Here is an 18,375-nt window from a genome sequence, read left to right on the forward strand (position 1 = left end):
GCCGACGGGACCCCGGTCAGCGGACCAGCAGGTCCAGCAGCCGCTCCACCTCGGCGGCGGGATCGGCCGTCAGGCCGGTGTGCACCGGCCCCGGCTGCACCACCGTGCTGCGCGGCGCGATCAGCCACCGGAACCGCCGCCCCGCGTCGTCACCCGCCGCCTGACCGGCGGACTCGCCGCCCGTACACACGCCCTCCACGCCGTGCAGCGCGGCCCGTACCCCGGCCACGTCGGCCCCGGGATCCAGCACCATCAGCTTCGTCTCGTCGAGATGGGTGCGCGCCGCCACGTACGAACGCGCCCGGCAGTAGACGATCACGCCGGCGTTGAAACACTCGCCGCGCTCCATCCGGGGCACCACACGCACCAGCGCGTACTCGAACACGTCCCGCTTGGTCACTCGTTGTCGCTCTTGTTCTTCCGGGGGCGGGGGTCGAGGCGGTCGGCGAGCCAGCCGGGCGGACCCGACCGGGGCTTCACCTCCGCCTCCATCGAGATCCTCTCGTGGATCGTGGCCGCGCGCGGCAGCAGTGCCTCCACATAGGCGCGGCGCAGCGCGTCGGTGGAGTCGAAGCCCGGCTCGTCGACCAGCCACTCGTCCGGGACGTCGGCCGTGACCTCGGTGAGCAGTTCCTCGGTGACGAGCGGTGCGAGCGCCGCGGCGGCGGCCGCGATGTCCGGCCCGACGGGGGCCAGTACGTGGTCGGAGGCGTTGTACGGCTTGGCGGCGGCGGCCTCGGCGGTGGGCCAGTTGTGGTGCCAGATCATGGTGGCGCCGTGGTCGATGAGCCACACGTCCCCGTGCCAGACGAGCATGTTGGGGTTGCGCCAGGACCGGTCGACGTTGTTGATCAGGGCGTCGAACCAGACCACGCGCCCCGCCTCGGCCGGGTCGACCTGGTAGGCGAGCGGGTCGAAGCCGATCGACCCGGGCAGGTAGTCCATGCCGAGGTTGAGCCCGCCGCTCGCCTTGAGCAGTTCCTGGACCTCCTGGTCGGGCTCGCCGAGCCCGATGACGGGGTCGAGCTGCATCTGCACCAGCCGCGGGACCCGCAGGCCCAGCCGCTGGGCGAGGCGCCCGCAGATGACTTCGGCGACCAGGGTCTTGCGGCCCTGGCCGGCTCCGGTGAATTTCATGACGTAGGTACCGAGGTCGTCGGCCTCGACGATCCCCGGGAGCGAGCCGCCCTCACGCAGGGGCGTGACGTAACGGGTCGCGATCACTTCGGACAGCATCCGCCCAGGTTACGGCGGTCAGGACGCGGGAGCCCACTGCTTGAGCAGCGCTTCGGCCGTGGTGATGGCCGCCACCAGCGAGAGGGAGTTGCGGATCACCTCGGCGGTGCAGGAGGCGGGCACCCCGGCGATGGCGTCGGCCGGGACCACGACCTGGTAGCCGAGGTTCACGGCGTCGAAGACGGTGTTCGGGACGGCGATGTTGGAGGACACCCCGGTGACGACGAGCGTGCGGATGCCGAGGTTGCGCAGCAGGGCGTCCAGGTCGGTGCCGGCCATCGGGGAGAGCCCGTGCAACCGGCGGACCACCAGGTCCTGCTCGGCCACGACGATGGGCGCCGCGACCTCCACCGCCCGGCTTCCGGAGAGCTGGCGCACGGGCAGCTTCCCGGCGGCGCGGAACAGCCGCGCGTTGGTGTTCGCCCCGCGGCCGTCCGGCCGCCGCTCCGCGACCGCGTGCAGCACCTGCACCCCGGCCCCCCGCGCGGCGTCGGCGAGCGCGGCCACCCGCCCGAGCATCCCGGAGTCCCGGGCTTCCTTCGCGAGCTCGGGCAGGGCGCTCTCCTCGCCGACGACGCCGTTCTGGCATTCGACGGTGAGCAGCGCCGTGGTGGCGTTGTCGAGATCCGGCATGGCTCCCCCTGGCGTGACGGCCATCGGCCCCGCATGATTCCTGACACACAGTCAGATGTGAAGGGGCGCGGGACGGATGGACGAGACACGCGTGGACAGGACCCAGCGGCGGGGCCGCCGCATCATGATGAGCGACGAGGAGGTGGATGCCTTCCTGCGTGAGCAGCGCACCTGCCGGGTGGCCACGGTCTCCCCCGACGGGCGCCCGCACGTGGGCGCCCTGTGGTTCGCCTGGGACGGCACCTCGCTGTGGCTGTACTCGATCACGCGCAGCCGGCGCTGGTCCGACCTGCGCGGGGATCCGCGGATCTCGGTGGTCGTGGACTCCGGCGAGTCCTACGACGAGCTGCGCGGGGTGGAGCTGTCCGGCAGCGCCGTCTTCGTGGGCGAAGCCCCGCGCACCGGCGAACCGTGCCCGGAGCTGGCCGAGGCCGAGCGGATCTTCCCGGTCAAGAACTTCGGCATCGAGCAGATGCCGCACGACGGGCGGCACGCCTGGATCCGCCTGACCCCGGAGTCGGTCGTCTCCTGGGACTTCCGCAAGCTCTAGAGCCGGGCTCAGAGCGCCGAGGCGGCCTGCCGCAGGGCGTCGACGGCGGCCCGGATGGAGGGCCGGCGGTCGGCGTCCGCACGCCAGACGACGTACACGTGGCGGCGTACGGTGTCGCAGACCGGCAGCAGCCGGACCCCGGGCGGCACCGGGCCGCGGCCCAGCTTCGGCGCCACGCACACCCCGAGCCCGGCCTCCACGAAGGCCAGCTGGGTGTGGTGCTCCTCGGCGATGTGGGCGATGCGCGGCTCGATTCCCGTACCGCGGAGCGTGAAGACCAGCCACTCGTGGCAGAACTGTCCCTCGTTCCAGGAGATCCAGTCGTCGTCGGCGAACTCGGAGAGAGAGATCTCGGTCCGGGCGGCCAGCCGGTGGGCGACCGGGACCGCGATGTCGACGGAGTCGTCCAGCAGGTGCGTCCGGGTGAGTTCGGCGGGCACGGGCATGCGCTTGTTGTGCCAGTCGATGGCCAGCGCCAGGTCGAGGTCCCCGCGCACCACGGCGGCCATGCTTTCCTCGGGCTCCTGCTCGCGTACGAGCGCCCGCAGGTCCGGATGGCCGTCGCGCAGGGCGGACAGCGCCTGCGGCAGGATTCCGCGCATCGCCGTCGGGAAGGCCCCGATGCGCAGTTCTCCGACGGCGCAGCCCCGCTGGGCCTCCACATCGGCCTGGGCGAGCTCCACTTGGGAGATGATCCGGGCCGCGTGGTCCGCGAGCAGCCGCCCGGCGTCGGTGAGCCGGACCCCGCGCCCGTTCTTGGCCAGCAGGGGCTGGCCGACCTCGCGCTCCAGCTTGGCCATCTGCTGGGACACGGCGGAGGTGGTGACGTGGAGCCCGTCGGCCGCGCCGCTGACCGAGCCGTGGCGGGCGAGGGCGTCGAGCGTGCGCAGGCGCTCCAGGTTCAACATGTAAGCGATGCTACGTCGTCACTCCGAGAAAGTCTCGCTTGTCCTACGTAGTTGCTCCGAGCACAGTAAGGGTCATGAGCGCACCCGCAGCCCCCCGGCCGACCCTCGCGGCCCCGTCACCGTCCTCCACCACGACCACCCGGCGGGGCGTGCTCCTGGACTGGCGCATCCGCTTCGCGATCCTCTCGGTCATCTGGGGCTTCAGCTTCCTGCTGATCAAGGTGGGCACGGAGGCGTACGCGCCCTTCCAGGTGGCCATGGGCCGGGTCCTGTTCGGCGCGCTCGCCCTCCTGGCCGTGCTCCTCGTCCGCCGCGAGCCGCTGCCGCGCGGGCTGCGCACCTGGGGCCACCTGAGCGTGGCGGCCCTCCTGCTCAACACCGCCCCGTTCTCGCTCTTCGCGTACGCGGAGCTGAGCATCCCCTCCAGCCTGGCCGGCATCTGCAACGCCACCTCCCCGCTGTGGGGGATGGCGCTGTCCCTGGTCGCCCTGTCCGAGGACCGCCCGACGCGCCGCCGCTTCGCGGGGCTGGGCCTGGGCTTCCTCGGCGTCCTCACCGTCCTCGGCGCCTGGCAGGGCTTCTCCGGGGTCGACGCGAAGGGCACCGCCTTCGCCCTGCTGGCCTCGCTCTGCTACCCCATCGGCTGGATCTACGTCCGCCGCACGCTGGCCGGGACCCCGGGCTCCCCGGTCGCCCTGACCGGCGGCCAGCTCATGGTCTCCACGCTCCAGCTCGGGCTGGTCAGCGCCCTGTTCACCTCGGCTCCGGCCTCGTTCCCGCTCTGGCCGACCCTGTCGGTGATCGCCCTGGGCGCCCTCGGCACGGGCATGGCCCTCCAGATGCAGTACGGCCTGGTCTCGGAGGTCGGCCCGACCACCGCCCAGATGGTCACGTACTTCATCCCGGTCATCGCCACCACGGCGGGCGTCCTGGTCCTCGGCGAACAGCTCCACTGGAACACGCCGGTCGGCGCCGCCATCGTCCTGGCGGGCGCCGCCCTCACCCAGTCCCGCCCCGCCCCGCCCAAGCCCGCCTGACGCCTGCTCACGTCCGGCGATCGCCGCTCGTCCCGGGGGAACCACATGAGCACCGCTTTCGGCCTGCTGGCACTCGGCCTGGCCGCCGCCGTCCCCGGCGGCTGGATCGCCGTCAACGTAAGGGGTTCGGCCGCCTCGCTGGAGCGCTGGGGCGACAGCAACGCCGAACTGCGCATGCACGCCCGGGGCGACCTCGGCCCGGTGGAGCGCCGGATGTCAGCCCGCCTCCACCGTCTCCTGGGCGCGGTGGTCGCCCTGTGCGGATGCGTCCTCATCCTCGGCGGGCTGCTCGAACTCGCCTGACCCACCTCGGCAAGGGACCGGCCCGGAACCGCGGTCAGACGTACCGGACCCCCGTCGCCCCCGGCCGGACCGCCGCGGCCACGGCGTCGGCCAGGCCCGGCACCTCCGGCAGCGACAGCTGTGACACCGTCAGCCGCACGCCCGGTCCCGCCTCGACGCGGAACCGGGCCCCGGCGGTCACCGCCCAGCCCGCCGCCAGCAGCCTCGTGACCACATCCGTCTCGTCGGCCACCGGCACCCACACGTTCATCCCGCTCCGCCCGTGCGCCGCCACGCCCCGCTCCCGCAGCGCACCGACCAGCGCGTCCCGCCGTTCCCCGTACGAGCGGGCCACCGCGGCCCGGTCCACCGCGCCCGAGGTCCACAGCTCGACCACCGCGTACTGCAGCAGCCGGCTCACCCATCCCGGGCCCAGCCGCTGCCGGCCCCGCACCCGGTCCAGCGTCACCGCGTCGCCGGTCAGCACCGCCAGCCGCAGGTCCGGCCCGTACGCCTTCGCCGTGGACCGCACCAGCGCCCAGTGCCGGGTGATCCCGCCCAGCGGATGCGGCGGCAGATCCACGATGCCGTGCCCGTGGTCGTCGTCGATCACCAGCACCCCGGGGTGGCGCGCCAGCAGCTCCCGCAGCTCCCCGGCCCGCGCCCCGCTCACCGCGGCGCCGGTGGGGTTCTGCGCCCGCGAGGTCACCACGAGCGCCCGCGCCCCGGCCTCCAGGGCCCGCTCCACCGCGTCCGCGCGCGGCCCCTCGTCGTCCACCGCCACCGGCAGCACCCGCAGGCCGAGCGCCGACACCAGGTCCAGCACGCTCCCCCAGCCCGGGTCCTCGACCGCGACCGCGTCCCCCGGCCGCAGGTGGGCGGCCAGCACCCGTTCGATCCCGTCCAGGGCGCCCGAAGTCACCGCCAGCGGCCCGGCCGGCACGCCGTCCGCGTCGAGGTCGGCTCGGGCCAGCCGCGCCAGCTCGGGCGCGACCGGGTCCTGCCCGTAGAGCGTCGGCGCCTGCGCGTACCGCCGGGCCGCCGCCGCCAGCGCCCCGTCCAGCGCGGGGAGCAGCGACACGTCCGGATTGCCCTCCGTGAGGTCCCGTACGCCCGCCGGCACCGCCATCCGCAGGGCGTCCCGGGGTGCGCTCGACGGACGGGGCCGGACCCGGCTGCCGCGCCGCCCGTCGGTCTCGATGACCCCTCGCTCGCGCAGCGTCCGGTACGCGGCCGCCACGGTGTTGGGGTTCACCCCCAGCTCCGCGGCCAGCTCGCGCATCGGCGGCAGCAGCGCTCCGGGCGCGAGCGCGCCCTCCCCCACGCCCGCTTCGACGCTTGCCGCGATATCCGATGCGCGGCGCCCTGTGATCCGGTAGTCTCCTAGCACAAAGAACATTATGCACTAGTACAACGGAGTCCGCATCATGACCGCCTCGCCCGTCACGTCCGAGCCGACCACCGCGACCGCGACCGCGACCGCGTACGAGCCCACGGACCGTACGGTGCCGACCCGCTCCCGCGACCGGGCCCGCTACGACCGCGAGACGGTGCACTCGATACTCGACCAGGCCTACATCTGCCACCTCGGCTTCGTCCGCGACGGTGCGCCGGTGGTCCTGCCCACGCTCTTCGGCCGGGTCGGCGAGGCGCTCTACATCCACGGCTCCACCGGCTCCCGCCCGCTGCTCGCGGCGGGCAAGGCCGACCCGGGCCTGCCGGTATGCGTGACCGTGACCCACGTGGACGGCCTGGTGCTGGCCCGCTCGGCCTTCCACCACTCGCTCAACTACCGCTCGGTGGTCGTGCACGGCACCGCCTACCAGGTCACGGACGAGGAGGAGTGCCGGATGGCCCTGGACGCCCTCGTCGACCACGTGGTCCCGGGCCGCTCGGCCGACTCCCGGCCGGCCAGCGCCAAGGAGCTCGCCGCCACCGCGGTGGTCCGCCTGGACCTGACCGAGGTGTCCGCGAAGCTCCGTACGGGCGGACCGAACGACGACGCCGAGGACCTGGGCCTGCCCTACTGGGCGGGCGTGGTCCCGGTCGCCCCGGCGTACGGGGCGCCGATCCCGGCGGCCGACCTGGCCCCCGGGATCGGCACCCCGGACTACCTCGCGGCGCTCTGACCCGACAGGACGGGCCCGGGAACGGACCTCACCCCGGACCGGTCCGCCGGCCCGTCCGTCGGCTCGTCCGTCGGCCCGTCCGTCGGCTCGTCCGCGGTACCGTCCGCGGGGCGCCGCCGCTCTGCCGCGATGAGCGCGCCCACCGCCGTGAGCAGCAGTACGGTGCCCAGGACGACGGCGCCGGTCAGCCGCTCACCGAGCAGCAGGACGGCGATCACGGCGGCGCTCACCGGTTCGATCAGCATGATCACGGACACGGTGGCGGCCCGCACGGCGGCGGCCCCGGTGAAGTAGAGCGCGTACGCCAGCGCCGTCGGCACGGTCGCGACGTACAGCAGCAGCCACAGCACCCGCCCGAGTTCGGCGGTGTGCGGCAGCAGCCCCTCCACGGCGGCGAGCGGCAGCAGGCACACCGCGCCCACCGCGACCGACCAGGTGGTGGTGACGAGGGGATCTCCGCCTGCTCCGCGCCGCCCGAGCGACCGCGCCCGCAGGGTCATGGCCGCGTATCCGGCGGCCGACAGCAGCGCCCAGAGGACGCCGAGCGGGCGCACCTCACCGCCCCCGCTGCCCAGCACCAGCACGGCCAGCCCGGCCAGCGCCCCCGCGACGGCGGCCACGCCGCCCCGGCCGAGCCGCTCGCCCATCCAGTACCGCGCCCCGAGCGCGATCAGCACGGGCCCGGCGCCGAGGGTGACCACGGTGCCGACCGCGAGGCCGGTCTCGCGCACGGCGGCGAAGTACGCGGCCTGGAAGAGGGTGAACAGCAGCCCGGTCACGATCAGCGAGCCGGCCGACGGCCTCGTCCGCGCGAGGCCGGGGCGGGCACCGGACCGGAGCCGGCGTACGGCCAGCACCCCGAGCAGCACCACGAGCCCGCCCGCGCACCGCCAGAACGACAGGGCGAGCGGACCGAGGTCACTGGCGAGGAAGAGGAGTGAGGCGGCCGCCCCGGCAGTGCCCCAGGCGGCTCCGGCGATGACGAGGTACAGCAGACTGCGCCCGGCAGCGGGCGAATGGTTCGACACGTGTGTCTCCGCGCATGCGTGAAGGATGAAAGAAGCAGGTCATCGCTTCGCGGGCAGCGCGCACCCGCCCGGGAACTCCCCGGGCAGGGGTCTCGTTCGAGGAAGTGCCGCCCGCGCTAGGCGGCGGGAGGCGGAAGCACGGTCGAAGGCATGGTCAGCACCCTATGCCGTCGTGGTCTCGCGGTCCAGCACGGCCGGGTCGGCCACGGCCGGCGGGGCCGGAGCCGCAGGGGCAGGCCTGGAGGACTGCGCGATGAAGGCGCCGCCCAGCACCAGACCGCCGCCGACGATCTGCCAGGTCGAGAGCTGCTCGCCGAGCAGGATCCAGGCCAGCACGGTGGCCACGACCGCCTCCAGGAAGGCCACCACGCCCGCGACCTGCGGCGAGAGCCTGCGCACCGAGACCACGCCGGTCAGGTAGGCGAAGACGGTCGCGACCAGCACCACCCAGCCGAGCAGCACCGGTGCGGGCACCATCGTCCCGCCCACGGGTGCCTGGCCGCCGAGGACCTGCCAGTCGATCTCCCACGGCCGGGCGATCACCGTCATCAAGAGAGCGCCGACGACCATGCCGTACGCGATCACCCCGAGCGGGTCGGGTGCGTCGTCCCCGTCGGCCCCCTGGTCGGCGAAGACGAAGTAGAAGGCCTGACAGCAGGCCGCACACAGACCGAACAGCACGCCGAGCAGGTCCAGCCGCAGGCCGGCCCAGATCTCGACCACGCAGGCCAGGCCCACGACCGCCACGGCCGCGCCGGCGGCGGCGCCCCGGGTCACGGGCTTGCGCTGCACGAAGCGGATCCAGCCGAGCAGCAGCGCCGGGCCCAGGTACTCCAGCAGCAGGGCCACGCCCACCGGGATCCGGGACAGGGAGGCGAAGTAGAAGGCCTGCACACCGGCGACGGCGATCAGCCCGAAGCCCGCGATCAGCGCCGGTTTGCGCAGTACGAGGTCACGGTGGCGCCAGGCCAGCGGAGACAGCACGAGCGCCGCCCCGGCCACCCTGAGCCAGACCATGTGGAGGGGGTCCAGACCCGCCTCGATCAGCGGCTTCGCCGCCACTCCGGAACCACCGAACGCAACCGCCGAGACGAGGGCGAGGCCCAGTCCGGCGTTCTTCCCTGACGCTTGCATCGGGCCATCATGGCAGGGCCGGTCAGCACCGTCACGGGCGTGACACCTGTTGAGACACGACCGACACCATAGATCGTCGGCCCCGTCATATCTGACAGGTCGTCAGTATTGAATGTTCCGCCCGCCGGGGCTACGTTCCGCCGCACGTACCCGACGAGAAGGGGTGGTCGCATGGCCGAAGTCACCGCGGAATCACGCATCGAGGCGTCCGCCGCGAAGCTCTGGTCCCAGCTGACGGACTGGGACGCGTACGGCCAGTGGAGCATGACCCACACCAATTTCCCGAAGGGCGGACCGCAGACCCTCGCGGTCGGCTCGACCTTCGCCGAGAACATGAAGATGATGGGCTTCCCCGCCGAGGTCGTCTGGACCGTCTCGGAGCTGGAGGACGAGCGCCTCTTCGCCATCACCGGCAAGGGCCCGATGGGCGTGGCCGTCCTGACCCGGTACACCCTGACCCCGGACGGTACGGCCACCACCGTCCGCATCGACGGCGAGTTCACCGGGGCCGCCGTCTCGCTGATGGCGGGCAAGCTCAAGGACTCGGCCACGGCCGCCCTGAACGAGTCGCTGCGCAAGCTGGCCGGCCTGGTCGCCTGACCCGCACAACCCCCGCCACCCCGACGCCCCGAGGCCCCGAGGCCCCGACGCCCCGACGCCCCGGCACACGACGGCGCGCCCCGCGAGAGTCTCGCGGGGCGCGCCGTTTCGATCTTCCGTGCCGGGTCCTGCCGTCAGTGCTCGTCGGCCAGGATCAGGTAGAGCTTCTTGCGGGCGTCGTTGATGACCGCGACGGCCTTGTCCCGCTGCTCGGGGGTGCCGGTCTTCCAGACCTGGCCGAAGGCCTCCATCAGACCGAAGCCGGCCGTCCGGATCTCGCTCATCGCCTCGAAGTCGAAGCCGCGCCCGGCATCCGCCCAAGGGGCGTCCGGTCCCGACTCGGCCTCGGAGCGACCGGCATCGGTGAGGGTGAACAGCTTCTTACCGCCCTCGCTCTCGCTGGTGATGAGCCCCTCGTCCTCAAGCAGCTGCAGGGTCGGGTAGACCGAGCCCGGGCTGGGCTTCCAGGCCCCGCCGCTGCGCTCGCCGATCTCCTGGATCATCTCGTAGCCGTGCATCGGCCGGTCGGCGAGCAGCGCCAGGATCGAGGCGCGCACGTCACCCCGCCGGGCCCGGCCCCGCGGTCCCCCGCGGCCGCCGCGCCCACCGAAGGGGCCTCCGCCGAAGGGCGGTCCGAACGGGCCGAAAGCGGCGCGCCGCCCCTTGAAACCCTCCCGACGATCGGGCCCGCAGTGGCCGTGGCCCCGTCCGTGCTCATGTCCGTGGTCGTGCTGTCCGTGTGAACGCATGACTGCGCTCCTCTCGTCACTTCGTGGTGTCGTATCGGTTGTCCGATGTCTCTACTATCGGTGATCCATCGCGATGCGTCAACGATATATCGGAAACTTTCTGAGCGAACAGCTTCGAACAAGGCCAGTCACCCCCGATTGGCCTTTGTCGGTGCTCAAGAAACGGCCCTACCGTCGGGGGATGCGCATCCGAATCGTCGACGCCTTCACCGACCGCCCCTTTCACGGGAACCCCGCCGGGGTCCTGCTCCTCGACACCGGGTTCCCACCGGACTCCTGGCTCCAGCAGGTCGCGTCCGAGGTGAACCTCTCCGAGACCGCCTTCGCCCACCCCCTGCCGCCCGGCGGGGACGCCGACTGGGCTCTGCGCTGGTTCACCCCGGCGGCCGAGGTCGACATGTGCGGCCACGCCACGCTCGCCACGGCGCACGTACTGGCGGCAGCAGGCCTCGCCACGGGCCGGATCCGCTTCACCGCACGCTGCGGCATCCTCACGGCCGAGACCGCCGGGGACGGGACGATCACCCTGGACTTCCCGACGTCCTCGCTCACCCCGGCCCAGGCTCCGACCGCGGTGGGCCACGCCCTCGGGGGCGCCCCGATCCTCTCCGTGCACGACACCGCCGCCCACATCGGGGACCTGCTGATCGAGCTCGCCGACGAGAAGACCGTCCGCGAACTGGAGCCGGACCACGCCGCCCTGCGCGCCTTCGCCAAGCGCGGGGTGATCGTCACCGCGGCCGCCGAGGATCCCTCTCTCGGGTACGACTTCGTCTCCCGCGGCTTCTTCCCGGCCTTCGGGATCGACGAGGACCCGGTCACCGGCAGCGCCCACACCGCGCTCGCCCCGTTCTGGGCCGAGCGCCTGGGCCGCACCGAACTCACCGGCCTCCAGGGCGGCGCCCGCAAGGGGCTGGTACGGGTGAGCCTGGCCGGCGACCGCACCCTGCTGACCGGCCACGCGGTCACCGTCATCGACGGGGAGCTGCTCACCGCCCCGTGACCGGCCGGCCGCCACCGGGGCCGTGGCGGGCCGGCTGCGGCCCGCCGCCCGTCACGGCGTCGGCAGCCAGCCCACCTTGCCCGCGAGCAGCGCGTACCCGCCGAAGGCCACGATGTCGAGCAGCGCGTGCGCGACCACGAGCGGTGCGACCCGGCCCCAGCGGCGGTAGGCCAGCACGAAGACGACGCCCATCACCACGTTGCCGATGAAGCCGCCGATGCCCTGGTAGAGGTGGTAGGAGCCGCGCAGCACCGAGCTGGCCAGCAGCGCGGCCATCGGCGACCAGCCCAGCTGGCCGAGCCGGCGCAGCAGGTAGGCCAGCACGATGATCTCCTCCACCACGGCGTTCTGCACCGCGGAGAGGATCAGCACGGGGAACTTCCACCACACGTCGGGCAGTGCCTCGGGCACCACCGTGAGGTTGAATCCGCCGGCCCGCGCCCCCAGGTAGAAGAGCAGACCGGCGCTCCCGATCCCGGCCGCCACGAGAGCGCCCCGCCCCAGGTCCCACCCGGGTCGGGTCCGGTCGAAACCGAGCACCCGCAGCCCCGGCACGCCCTCGCGGGTCAGCAGGTGCGCCACCAGCAGTACGGGCACCAGGGCGGTCCCGATGCCGAACAGCTGCCAGGCCAGGTCCAGCCAGGGCCGGCCGGGCGCGATGGAGCCGTTGAGCGTGGCGGCCTGGTCCTTGAGGCCGCCCGGCTTGGTGAGCGAGCCGATGAAGCTGATCAGCGCCGAGACCGCGCTCGCGCCCAGCGACAGCGCCAGTACCAGCAGGGTCTCCGTGCGCAGGACACCCCGCCGCCCGTCCTCGCACAGCTCCACGACCACCGGCTCCGGCTCCACCCGCACGCCCGACTCCCGTCCCGCGATCCCGTTCCGACCACCCCATACTGCCCCTTCGGCAGCGGAACGGGATCACCGGACCTCAGCGCGCGGCCGGCACCGGGGCGCTCACCTCCGCATCCCCCAGCCCTGCGGGCCAGGTGTGGACGGGGTCGCCCTTGTGCATCAGCTCGCTGTAGCGCCGGGTGGTCGCGGCCAGCGCCTCGTCCCGCGCCAGCCCGGAAGCGAGCGCCCGGTGGTAGGTGTCCACCTGCCAGGTCGCCCCGTTCACCCGCCGCCGGCAGCGCTCCTCGATGATGCCGAGGTAGCGGTCCCGGTCCGCGGGCTCGATGCCCCAGGCGTCCAGTCCGGCCGCCGCCATCGGCAGCAGCTCGTCCAGGACCAGCCGGACGGCGGGCACGCTCGCCAGCCCCCCGGCCCGGCCCCGGCGCGGCCAGCGCAGCCGCGCGTCGATCCCGTACCGGCAGGCCGCGTCGAAGTTGGCCTCCGCCTCGGCGAAGGGCAGCCGGGTCCACACCGGGCGCGGCTCGTCGGCGAGCGTGCGTACGAGCCCGTAGTAGAAGGCGGCGTTGGCGACGACGTCGGCGACCGTGGGCCCGGCCGGCAGCACCCGGTTCTCCACCCGCAGGTGCGGCGCCCCGTCGGCGACCCCGTACACGGGCCGGTTCCACCGGTAGACGGTGCCGTTGTGCAGGACCAGCTCCTGCAGACGCGGTATGCCGCCCTCGTCGAGCACGCGCAGGGGCTCCTCCTCGTCGCAGATCGGCAGCAGCGCGGGGAAGTAGCGGACGTTCTCCGCGAAGAGCTCGTACGCCGAGTCCACCCAGCGCTCCCCGAACCAAGTGCGCGGGCGCACCCCCTGTGCCTGGAGCTCGGGCGGCCGCGTGTCGGTGGCCTGCGTGAACAGCGGCGGCCGGGATTCCCGCCACAGCTCACGCCCGAACAGGAACGGCGAGTTGGCGCCGACGGCTATCTGCGCGGCCGTCACCGCCTGCGCCGCGTTCCACACGTCCGAGAACCGCGCCGGGGTCACCTGGAGGTGCAGTTGTACGGAGGTGCAGGCGGCCTCCGGCACGATCGACCCGGAGTGCCAGGTCAGCCTCTCGACGCCGTCGATGTCGAGCGTGAAGTCCTCACCCCTCATCATCAGGATCTGCTCGTTGAGCAGCGAGTACCGGTCGACCGCCGAGAGGTTGGCGGTGACCAGGTCCTCGCGGGAGATCGTCGGCAGAATACCGATCATCACGACACCGGCGTCGATCTCCACGGCCTGCCGGTGGGCATATCCGAGACCCGCGCTGAGTTCCTCGGCGAGCTGGTCGAATACCCGGCCGCCGAGCCGGTGGGGCAGGACGTTCACCTCCAGGTTGAACATTCCGAGTTCGGTCTGGAAATCAGGGCTCGCAATCCGCTCCAGTACCTGTGCATTCACCATTCTCGGCATGCCGTCGGCACCCGCGAGATTCAACTCGATCTCCAGCCCCATCATGTTCTTGGGGCGATCGAACCTCTTCTCCGCCAGAAGCCGCTCCAGCCCCTCCAGGCACTCATGGAGCTTCCTTCGATACCGCTGCCGATCGGACAGGTCGAATCCGCCTGCCACGACCTTCTCCCCCATCGAAGCGTCCCTCCTCGAGTGTGCCTGGCCTGGTGCACCCAGGCCGGCGTTACGGTCGATGATGCCCCGGCAGAGTGATCCATAACGCGTAGGGGGCGTGCGTGGCGGGGAGCGCGCGCCGGTTTGGCCGACGGGCACTCCGGCACATTCACCTGGCAAGTCGCTTTGCGCAAATTCCGCATCGACTTTGCCTGTTCGGGAAAAACGAAGCTTTCCAGCCGAGCCCCCTTCCGGTAACCTCCGAGGTCAGCGCGGCATGCCCGCGTGCATCCGGCATGAATGCCACGTCAGCGGGGCCGGTAAGCGTCTTGTCGGCAATAGGCGGGACAGCTAGCCGAAACACTGCGTGAACACATGTCGTATAAACTCCGCAAACGAGGCAGAGAGTTGGCGCGCGGCCATTGCCCCTCAGCCCCCCTCTGGCCCCAGAATGCGACAGCGCCGCCCGCACCAGCCCCCTTCCACAGGTCTCCCAAGTGAGAGGCGACCCACCATGCCGCTGCATGTCCCCCCGGCTCCCGCGCCCGCCCTCCGCTGCGTCCTCGCGGCCCTCGGCTCCCCCACCGCCGTCCATGAGGCGCACACCCCGGCCCTGCGCGCGATCCAGGGGCCGATGACCGCCGAACTCCCGCTCCCGGTCCACGTCCTCGACCGGCTGGACGTCTCGAACCTGGCGGCCGGCGGCAGGCCGCCCCGTACGCGCCTGACCGGCTGGCGGTTCCTCATCCGCAGCGCGGACCGGTACGTCGCGGCGGCCGACACCCGGCTGACACCGGACGGCTGGACCTTCTCCCACTTCTTCGAGGGCCCCTACGTGGCCGCCACCGAACGCGCGCTGCGCCAGGCCGAGTCGCTCGGCAAGGCGTACCAGCCCCGCTTGCTGTCCGTACCGGAGCTGTACATGCTGACCCTGTGGCTGCACGGCGCCGTGGGCGCCGACGCGTCGGCCGGCCTGCTCGCCGGCGAGGACCTGCTGGTGCCGCTGGCCCCGGCGCCGCCCGGCATCGCCCCGTACCGTCCGCATCCGGTCTCCGAGCTGCTGCCCGTGCTGAACCACCGGCTGACCCCCGCGACGGCGCCGGTCCCGCCGTCGCTGGCCGCGCCCGCCGCCTGACCCGAGTGACCCATTCGGCCTAGCCCTCTCGGGCCACTTGCGAACCATCCAAAATGACAGGGGAGTTGGCCTGAACCGCCCGCACGAGTGATGCGTCATCAATCTATGAGGACAGCTGGCGGGAAATGCCTGCGAAGCAGCTGTCGTAGGGGAAGACTGATGACAAGCTCCCCGCGGGTGCGGGGATGACCCAGGGGGACGGCCATGAACCACGCATCGAGCCGTAGCACGCAGACCACATCGCAGCGAAAGAACGCATCCATGTGCCAGCACCAGCCAGCCTGCCCGTCAGCCGAATCCGCCGACCGGGAGGCCGCGCTTCCGGTGGCCAACCACCCGGAGCAAGGCTGGAGCCTGCTGTGCAACGGCGTCCTGCTCTTCGAGGACACCGGCGAGCTGCTGCCGGACGGCCAGATCATCGCCCCGCACCGCCCGCTCGCGGGGGCGCAGGCGGCCTAGTCGGAGCGGCGACGGCCAGAGGCAGCCGAGGCACGACGAAGGGGCCGGCCCGGGAGAAACCTCCCGGACCGGCCCCTTTCTCATGCTCAGTTGTCGTACTCGTCCAGCGGCGGGCAGGAGCAGACCAGGTTCCGGTCACCGAAGGCGCCGTCGATCCGGCGCACCGGCGGCCAGTACTTCTCGGCGGCCGTGACGCCACCCGGGAAGACCGCCTCGTCACGGGTGTACGGGTGGTTCCACTCGCCGCCCAGCGCCGCCGCGGTGTGCGGGGAGTTGGCCAGCGGGTTGTCGTCCACCGGCCACTCGCCGCCCGCGACCCGCTCGATCTCGCCGCGGATGGCGATCATCGCGTCGCAGAAGCGGTCGATCTCGGCGAGGTCCTCGGACTCCGTCGGCTCGATCATGAGCGTGCCGGCGACCGGGAAGGACATCGTCGGCGCGTGGAAGCCGTAGTCGATCAGACGCTTGGCGATGTCGTCCACGCTCACGCCCGTCGCCTGCGACAGCGGACGCAGGTCGATGATGCACTCGTGCGCGACCAGGTTGCCCGGGCCGGTGTAGAGCACCGGGTAGTGCGGCTCCAGGCGCTTGGCGATGTAGTTCGCGCCGAGCACCGCCACCTGGGTGGCGCGCTTGAGGCCCTCGCCGCCCATGAGGCGCACGTACGACCAGGAGATCGGCAGGATGCCCGCCGAGCCCCACGGGGCGGCCGAGATCGGGCCGACGCCCGTCTCGGGGCCGGCCGTCGGCTGCAGCGGGTGGTTCGGCAGGTACGGGGCCAGGTGGGCCCGGACACCGACCGGGCCGACGCCCGGACCGCCGCCGCCGTGCGGGATGCAGAAGGTCTTGTGCAGGTTGAGGTGCGAGACGTCGCCGCCGAAGTGACCCGGCTTGGCCAGGCCCACCAGGGCGTTGAGGTTGGCGCCGTCCACGTAGACCTGGCCGCCGGCGTCGTGCACCTGGGCGCAGATGTCGGCGACGTGCTCCTCGAACACACCGTGCGTGGAGGGGTACGTGATCATCAGCACGGACAGCTCGTCACGGTACTGCTCGATCTTGGCGCGCAGGTCGGCCGCGTCCACCTCGCCGTCGTCGGCGGTCTTGACGACGACGACCTTCATGCCGGCCATCACGGCGCTGGCCGCGTTGGTGCCGTGCGCGGAGGACGGGATGAGGCAGACGGTGCGCTGCTCGTCGCCGTTGGCGCGGTGGTAGGCGCGGACGGCCAGCAGGCCGGCGAGCTCACCCTGGGAGCCGGCGTTCGGCTGGATGGAGACCTTGTCGTAGCCGGTGACCTCGGAGAGACGTTCCTCCAGCTCGGTGATGAGCGTGAGGTACCCCTCCGCCTGCTCCACCGGGGCGAACGGGTGCAGCTGACCGAACTCGGGCCAGGTGACCGGCTCCATCTCGGTGGTCGCGTTGAGCTTCATGGTGCAGGAGCCCAGCGGGATCATGCCGCGGTCCAGCGCGTAGTCCTTGTCCGAGAGCTTGCGCAGGTAGCGCAGCATCGCGGTCTCGGAGCGGTGCTGGTGGAAGACGGGGTGCGTCAGGTAGTCGTCCGAGCGCAGCAGGCCCTCGGGCAGGGTGTCCGCCGTGGTCTCGTCCAGCGCCTCGATGTCCGCGCTGACGCCGAAGGCCGCCCAGACGGCGTCGATGTCGGCGCGCAGGGTGGTCTCGTCGCAGGCGACGGAGACGTGGTCGGCGTCGGCCTGGTAGAGGTTGACGCCCCCCTGGCGGGCCGCGGCGACGACCTCGGCCGCGCGGCCCGGGACACGGGCCGTGACGGTGTCGAAGTAGGCGCCGTGCACGATCTCGACGCCACCGGCCTTCAGACCCGCGGCGAGCAGCGCCGCGTAGCGGTGGGTCCGGCGGGCGATCGTCCGCAGGCCGTCCGGGCCGTGGTAGACGGCGTACATGGCGGCCATGACGGCGAGCAGCACCTGCGCGGTGCAGATGTTGCTGGTGGCCTTCTCGCGGCGGATGTGCTGCTCGCGGGTCTGCAGCGCCAGCCGGTACGCCTTGTTGCCGTCCGCGTCCACGGAGACGCCGACGAGGCGGCCGGGCAGCGAGCGGGCGTGCTTGGCCTGGACGGCCATGTAACCGGCGTGCGGTCCGCCGAAGCCCATCGGGACTCCGAAGCGCTGCGTGGTGCCGACGGCGATGTCCGCGCCGAGCTCGCCCGGCGAGGTCAGCAGCGTCAGGGCGAGCAGGTCGGCCGAGACGGTGACGATGGCACCGAGCTCGTGCGCCCGGTCGATGAGCGGCTTGATGTCCCGCACGGCACCGGAGGCGCCCGGGTACTGGAGGAGCACGCCGAAGACGCCGCGCTCGGCGATCTCGGCCGGGATGCCGTCCGACAGGTCGGCGACGACGACCTCGACGCCCGTGGGCTCGGCGCGGGTCTCGATCACGGCGATGGTCTGCGGCAGCGCGTCGGCGTCGATCAGGAAGACGCCGTCCTTGACCTTGCCCACCCGGCGGGCGAGGGACATGGCCTCGGCGGCCGCGGTGCCCTCGTCGAGCAGCGAGGCGCCCGAGGTCGGCAGCCCGGTGAGGTCGGCGACGACGGTCTGGAAGTTCAGCAGCGCTTCGAGGCGGCCCTGCGAGATCTCGGGCTGGTACGGCGTGTACGCCGTGTACCAGGCCGGGTTCTCCATGACGTTGCGCAGGATCACCGGAGGCGTGAAGGTCCCGTAGTAGCCGAGACCGATCATCGAAGAGAGGACCTGGTTGCGGTCGGCGAGCGAGCGCAGCTCGGCCAGCACCTCGGCCTCGGTCCGCGCCTCGGGAAGGTTCAGCGCTTCGGCGGTCTTGATGACATCCGGCACCGCGGCGGCGGTCAGTTCGTCCAGGGAGCCGTAGCCCACCTGGGCGAGCATCTTCGCCTGCGCCTCGGCATCCGGGCCGATGTGGCGCTGCTCGAAGGGGATGCCTCGCTCCAGCTGGGAGAGCGGAATGCGGTTGGCGGTCATGTACGGAGGCCTCCTGGTCGTATGACCTGCGAGGGGCACCACGGCGCGGGCACCCGGACGGCCTCCCCCTCTGTCAT

The 18,375-nt window shown here is 72.5% G+C and carries 19 protein-coding genes; 8 read left to right on the top strand and 11 right to left on the bottom strand.

Going from position 1 to position 18,375, the window contains the following annotated elements:
• Positions 1–16 precede the first annotated feature (16 nt).
• Genes OG737_RS02905 through OG737_RS02915 form a run of 3 tightly spaced genes read right to left on the bottom strand, consistent with a single transcriptional unit; the run spans position 17 to position 1,869 of the window.
• Positions 17–400: a DUF3037 domain-containing protein gene (locus OG737_RS02905; RefSeq protein WP_328924554.1), complete on the bottom strand. Its 384-nt coding sequence runs from the start codon at positions 398–400 to the stop codon at positions 17–19.
• Positions 397–1,236: a HipA family kinase gene (locus OG737_RS02910; protein WP_328924555.1), complete on the bottom strand. Its 840-nt coding sequence runs from the start codon at positions 1,234–1,236 to the stop codon at positions 397–399. Before OG737_RS02910 ends, OG737_RS02905 begins: the two co-directional genes overlap by 4 nt.
• Before the next feature lie 18 nt (positions 1,237–1,254).
• Positions 1,255–1,869: a cysteine hydrolase gene (locus OG737_RS02915; RefSeq protein WP_405921152.1), complete on the bottom strand. Its 615-nt coding sequence runs from the start codon at positions 1,867–1,869 to the stop codon at positions 1,255–1,257.
• A gap of 91 nt (positions 1,870–1,960) precedes the next feature.
• Between OG737_RS02915 and OG737_RS02920 the strand changes: the two genes are divergently transcribed.
• Entirely contained in the window at positions 1,961–2,419 is a 459-nt protein-coding gene (locus OG737_RS02920) for a pyridoxamine 5'-phosphate oxidase family protein (RefSeq protein WP_328930194.1), read from the top strand.
• A gap of 8 nt (positions 2,420–2,427) precedes the next feature.
• Here the strand turns inward: OG737_RS02920 and OG737_RS02925 are convergent, their stop codons facing one another.
• Positions 2,428–3,327 (bottom strand): LysR family transcriptional regulator, encoded by a 900-nt coding sequence (locus OG737_RS02925; protein ID WP_405921153.1) that lies wholly within the window; start codon positions 3,325–3,327, stop codon positions 2,428–2,430.
• A 74-nt stretch (positions 3,328–3,401) separates the two neighbouring features.
• On the opposite strand from OG737_RS02925, the gene OG737_RS02930 reads away from it, so the two are divergent.
• Positions 3,402–4,364 carry a DMT family transporter gene (locus OG737_RS02930; protein WP_405921154.1) on the top strand — a complete coding sequence of 321 codons (963 nt, stop codon included), beginning with the start codon at positions 3,402–3,404 and terminating at the stop codon, positions 4,362–4,364.
• A gap of 45 nt (positions 4,365–4,409) precedes the next feature.
• Positions 4,410–4,667 carry a hypothetical protein gene (locus OG737_RS02935; RefSeq protein WP_405921155.1) on the top strand — a complete coding sequence of 86 codons (258 nt, stop codon included), beginning with the start codon at positions 4,410–4,412 and terminating at the stop codon, positions 4,665–4,667.
• 34 nt (positions 4,668–4,701) lie between these two features.
• Here OG737_RS02935 and OG737_RS02940 read toward each other — a convergent pair whose 3' ends face one another.
• The gene (locus OG737_RS02940) at positions 4,702–6,036 is read right to left on the bottom strand and encodes an aminotransferase class I/II-fold pyridoxal phosphate-dependent enzyme (protein ID WP_405921156.1); all 1,335 of its coding nucleotides are present in this window, start codon (positions 6,034–6,036) and stop codon (positions 4,702–4,704) included.
• A 37-nt stretch (positions 6,037–6,073) separates the two neighbouring features.
• Between OG737_RS02940 and OG737_RS02945 the strand changes: the two genes are divergently transcribed.
• Entirely contained in the window at positions 6,074–6,775 is a 702-nt protein-coding gene (locus OG737_RS02945) for a pyridoxamine 5'-phosphate oxidase family protein (protein WP_405921157.1), read from the top strand.
• On the opposite strand, the gene OG737_RS02950 is transcribed toward OG737_RS02945, so the two are convergent.
• On the bottom strand, positions 6,757–7,803 hold the full coding sequence (locus OG737_RS02950; protein WP_405921158.1) for a DMT family transporter: 1,047 nt from the start codon (positions 7,801–7,803) through the stop codon (positions 6,757–6,759). The two genes, OG737_RS02945 and OG737_RS02950, sit on opposite strands and share 19 nt — an antisense overlap.
• 162 nt (positions 7,804–7,965) lie before the next feature.
• Entirely contained in the window at positions 7,966–8,937 is a 972-nt protein-coding gene (locus tag OG737_RS02955) for an EamA family transporter (RefSeq protein WP_328924563.1), read from the bottom strand.
• A 171-nt stretch (positions 8,938–9,108) separates the two neighbouring features.
• Here OG737_RS02955 and OG737_RS02960 point away from each other — a divergent pair, with 171 nt between their 5' ends.
• The gene (locus tag OG737_RS02960; RefSeq protein ID WP_328924564.1) at positions 9,109–9,537 is read left to right on the top strand and encodes an SRPBCC family protein; all 429 of its coding nucleotides are present in this window, start codon (positions 9,109–9,111) and stop codon (positions 9,535–9,537) included.
• Positions 9,538–9,671: 134 nt separating this feature from the next.
• Here OG737_RS02960 and OG737_RS02965 read toward each other — a convergent pair whose 3' ends face one another.
• A complete protein-coding gene (locus tag OG737_RS02965; RefSeq protein WP_328924565.1) occupies positions 9,672–10,286 on the bottom strand; it encodes a PadR family transcriptional regulator in 615 nt (204 codons plus the stop codon).
• A gap of 181 nt (positions 10,287–10,467) precedes the next feature.
• On the opposite strand from OG737_RS02965, the gene OG737_RS02970 reads away from it, so the two are divergent.
• Entirely contained in the window at positions 10,468–11,289 is an 822-nt protein-coding gene (locus OG737_RS02970; RefSeq protein ID WP_328924566.1) for a PhzF family phenazine biosynthesis isomerase, read from the top strand.
• Between the two features lie 51 nt (positions 11,290–11,340).
• Here the strand turns inward: OG737_RS02970 and OG737_RS02975 are convergent, their stop codons facing one another.
• Together OG737_RS02975 and OG737_RS02980 are read right to left on the bottom strand one after the other, a co-directional pair.
• Positions 11,341–12,141, bottom strand: a complete 801-nt coding sequence (locus OG737_RS02975; RefSeq protein WP_405680300.1) for a CPBP family intramembrane glutamic endopeptidase — start codon at positions 12,139–12,141, stop codon at positions 11,341–11,343.
• 76 nt (positions 12,142–12,217) lie between these two features.
• Positions 12,218–13,753 (bottom strand): glutamate--cysteine ligase, encoded by a 1,536-nt coding sequence (locus OG737_RS02980; protein WP_328924567.1) that lies wholly within the window; start codon positions 13,751–13,753, stop codon positions 12,218–12,220.
• A 493-nt stretch (positions 13,754–14,246) separates the two neighbouring features.
• Between OG737_RS02980 and OG737_RS02985 the strand changes: the two genes are divergently transcribed.
• A complete protein-coding gene (locus tag OG737_RS02985) occupies positions 14,247–14,867 on the top strand; it encodes a hypothetical protein (protein WP_328924568.1) in 621 nt (206 codons plus the stop codon).
• 261 nt (positions 14,868–15,128) lie between these two features.
• A complete protein-coding gene (locus OG737_RS02990) occupies positions 15,129–15,326 on the top strand; it encodes a DUF5999 family protein (RefSeq protein WP_328924569.1) in 198 nt (65 codons plus the stop codon).
• A gap of 86 nt (positions 15,327–15,412) precedes the next feature.
• Here the strand turns inward: OG737_RS02990 and gcvP are convergent, their stop codons facing one another.
• On the bottom strand, positions 15,413–18,298 hold the full coding sequence (gcvP, locus tag OG737_RS02995) for an aminomethyl-transferring glycine dehydrogenase (RefSeq protein WP_328924570.1): 2,886 nt from the start codon (positions 18,296–18,298) through the stop codon (positions 15,413–15,415).
• Between the last annotated feature and the right edge of the window lie 77 nt (positions 18,299–18,375).

It is taken from the genome of Streptomyces sp. NBC_00122, assembly GCF_045160845.1.
In the GTDB taxonomy this organism is placed as follows: Bacteria; Actinomycetota; Actinomycetes; order Streptomycetales; family Streptomycetaceae; genus Streptomyces.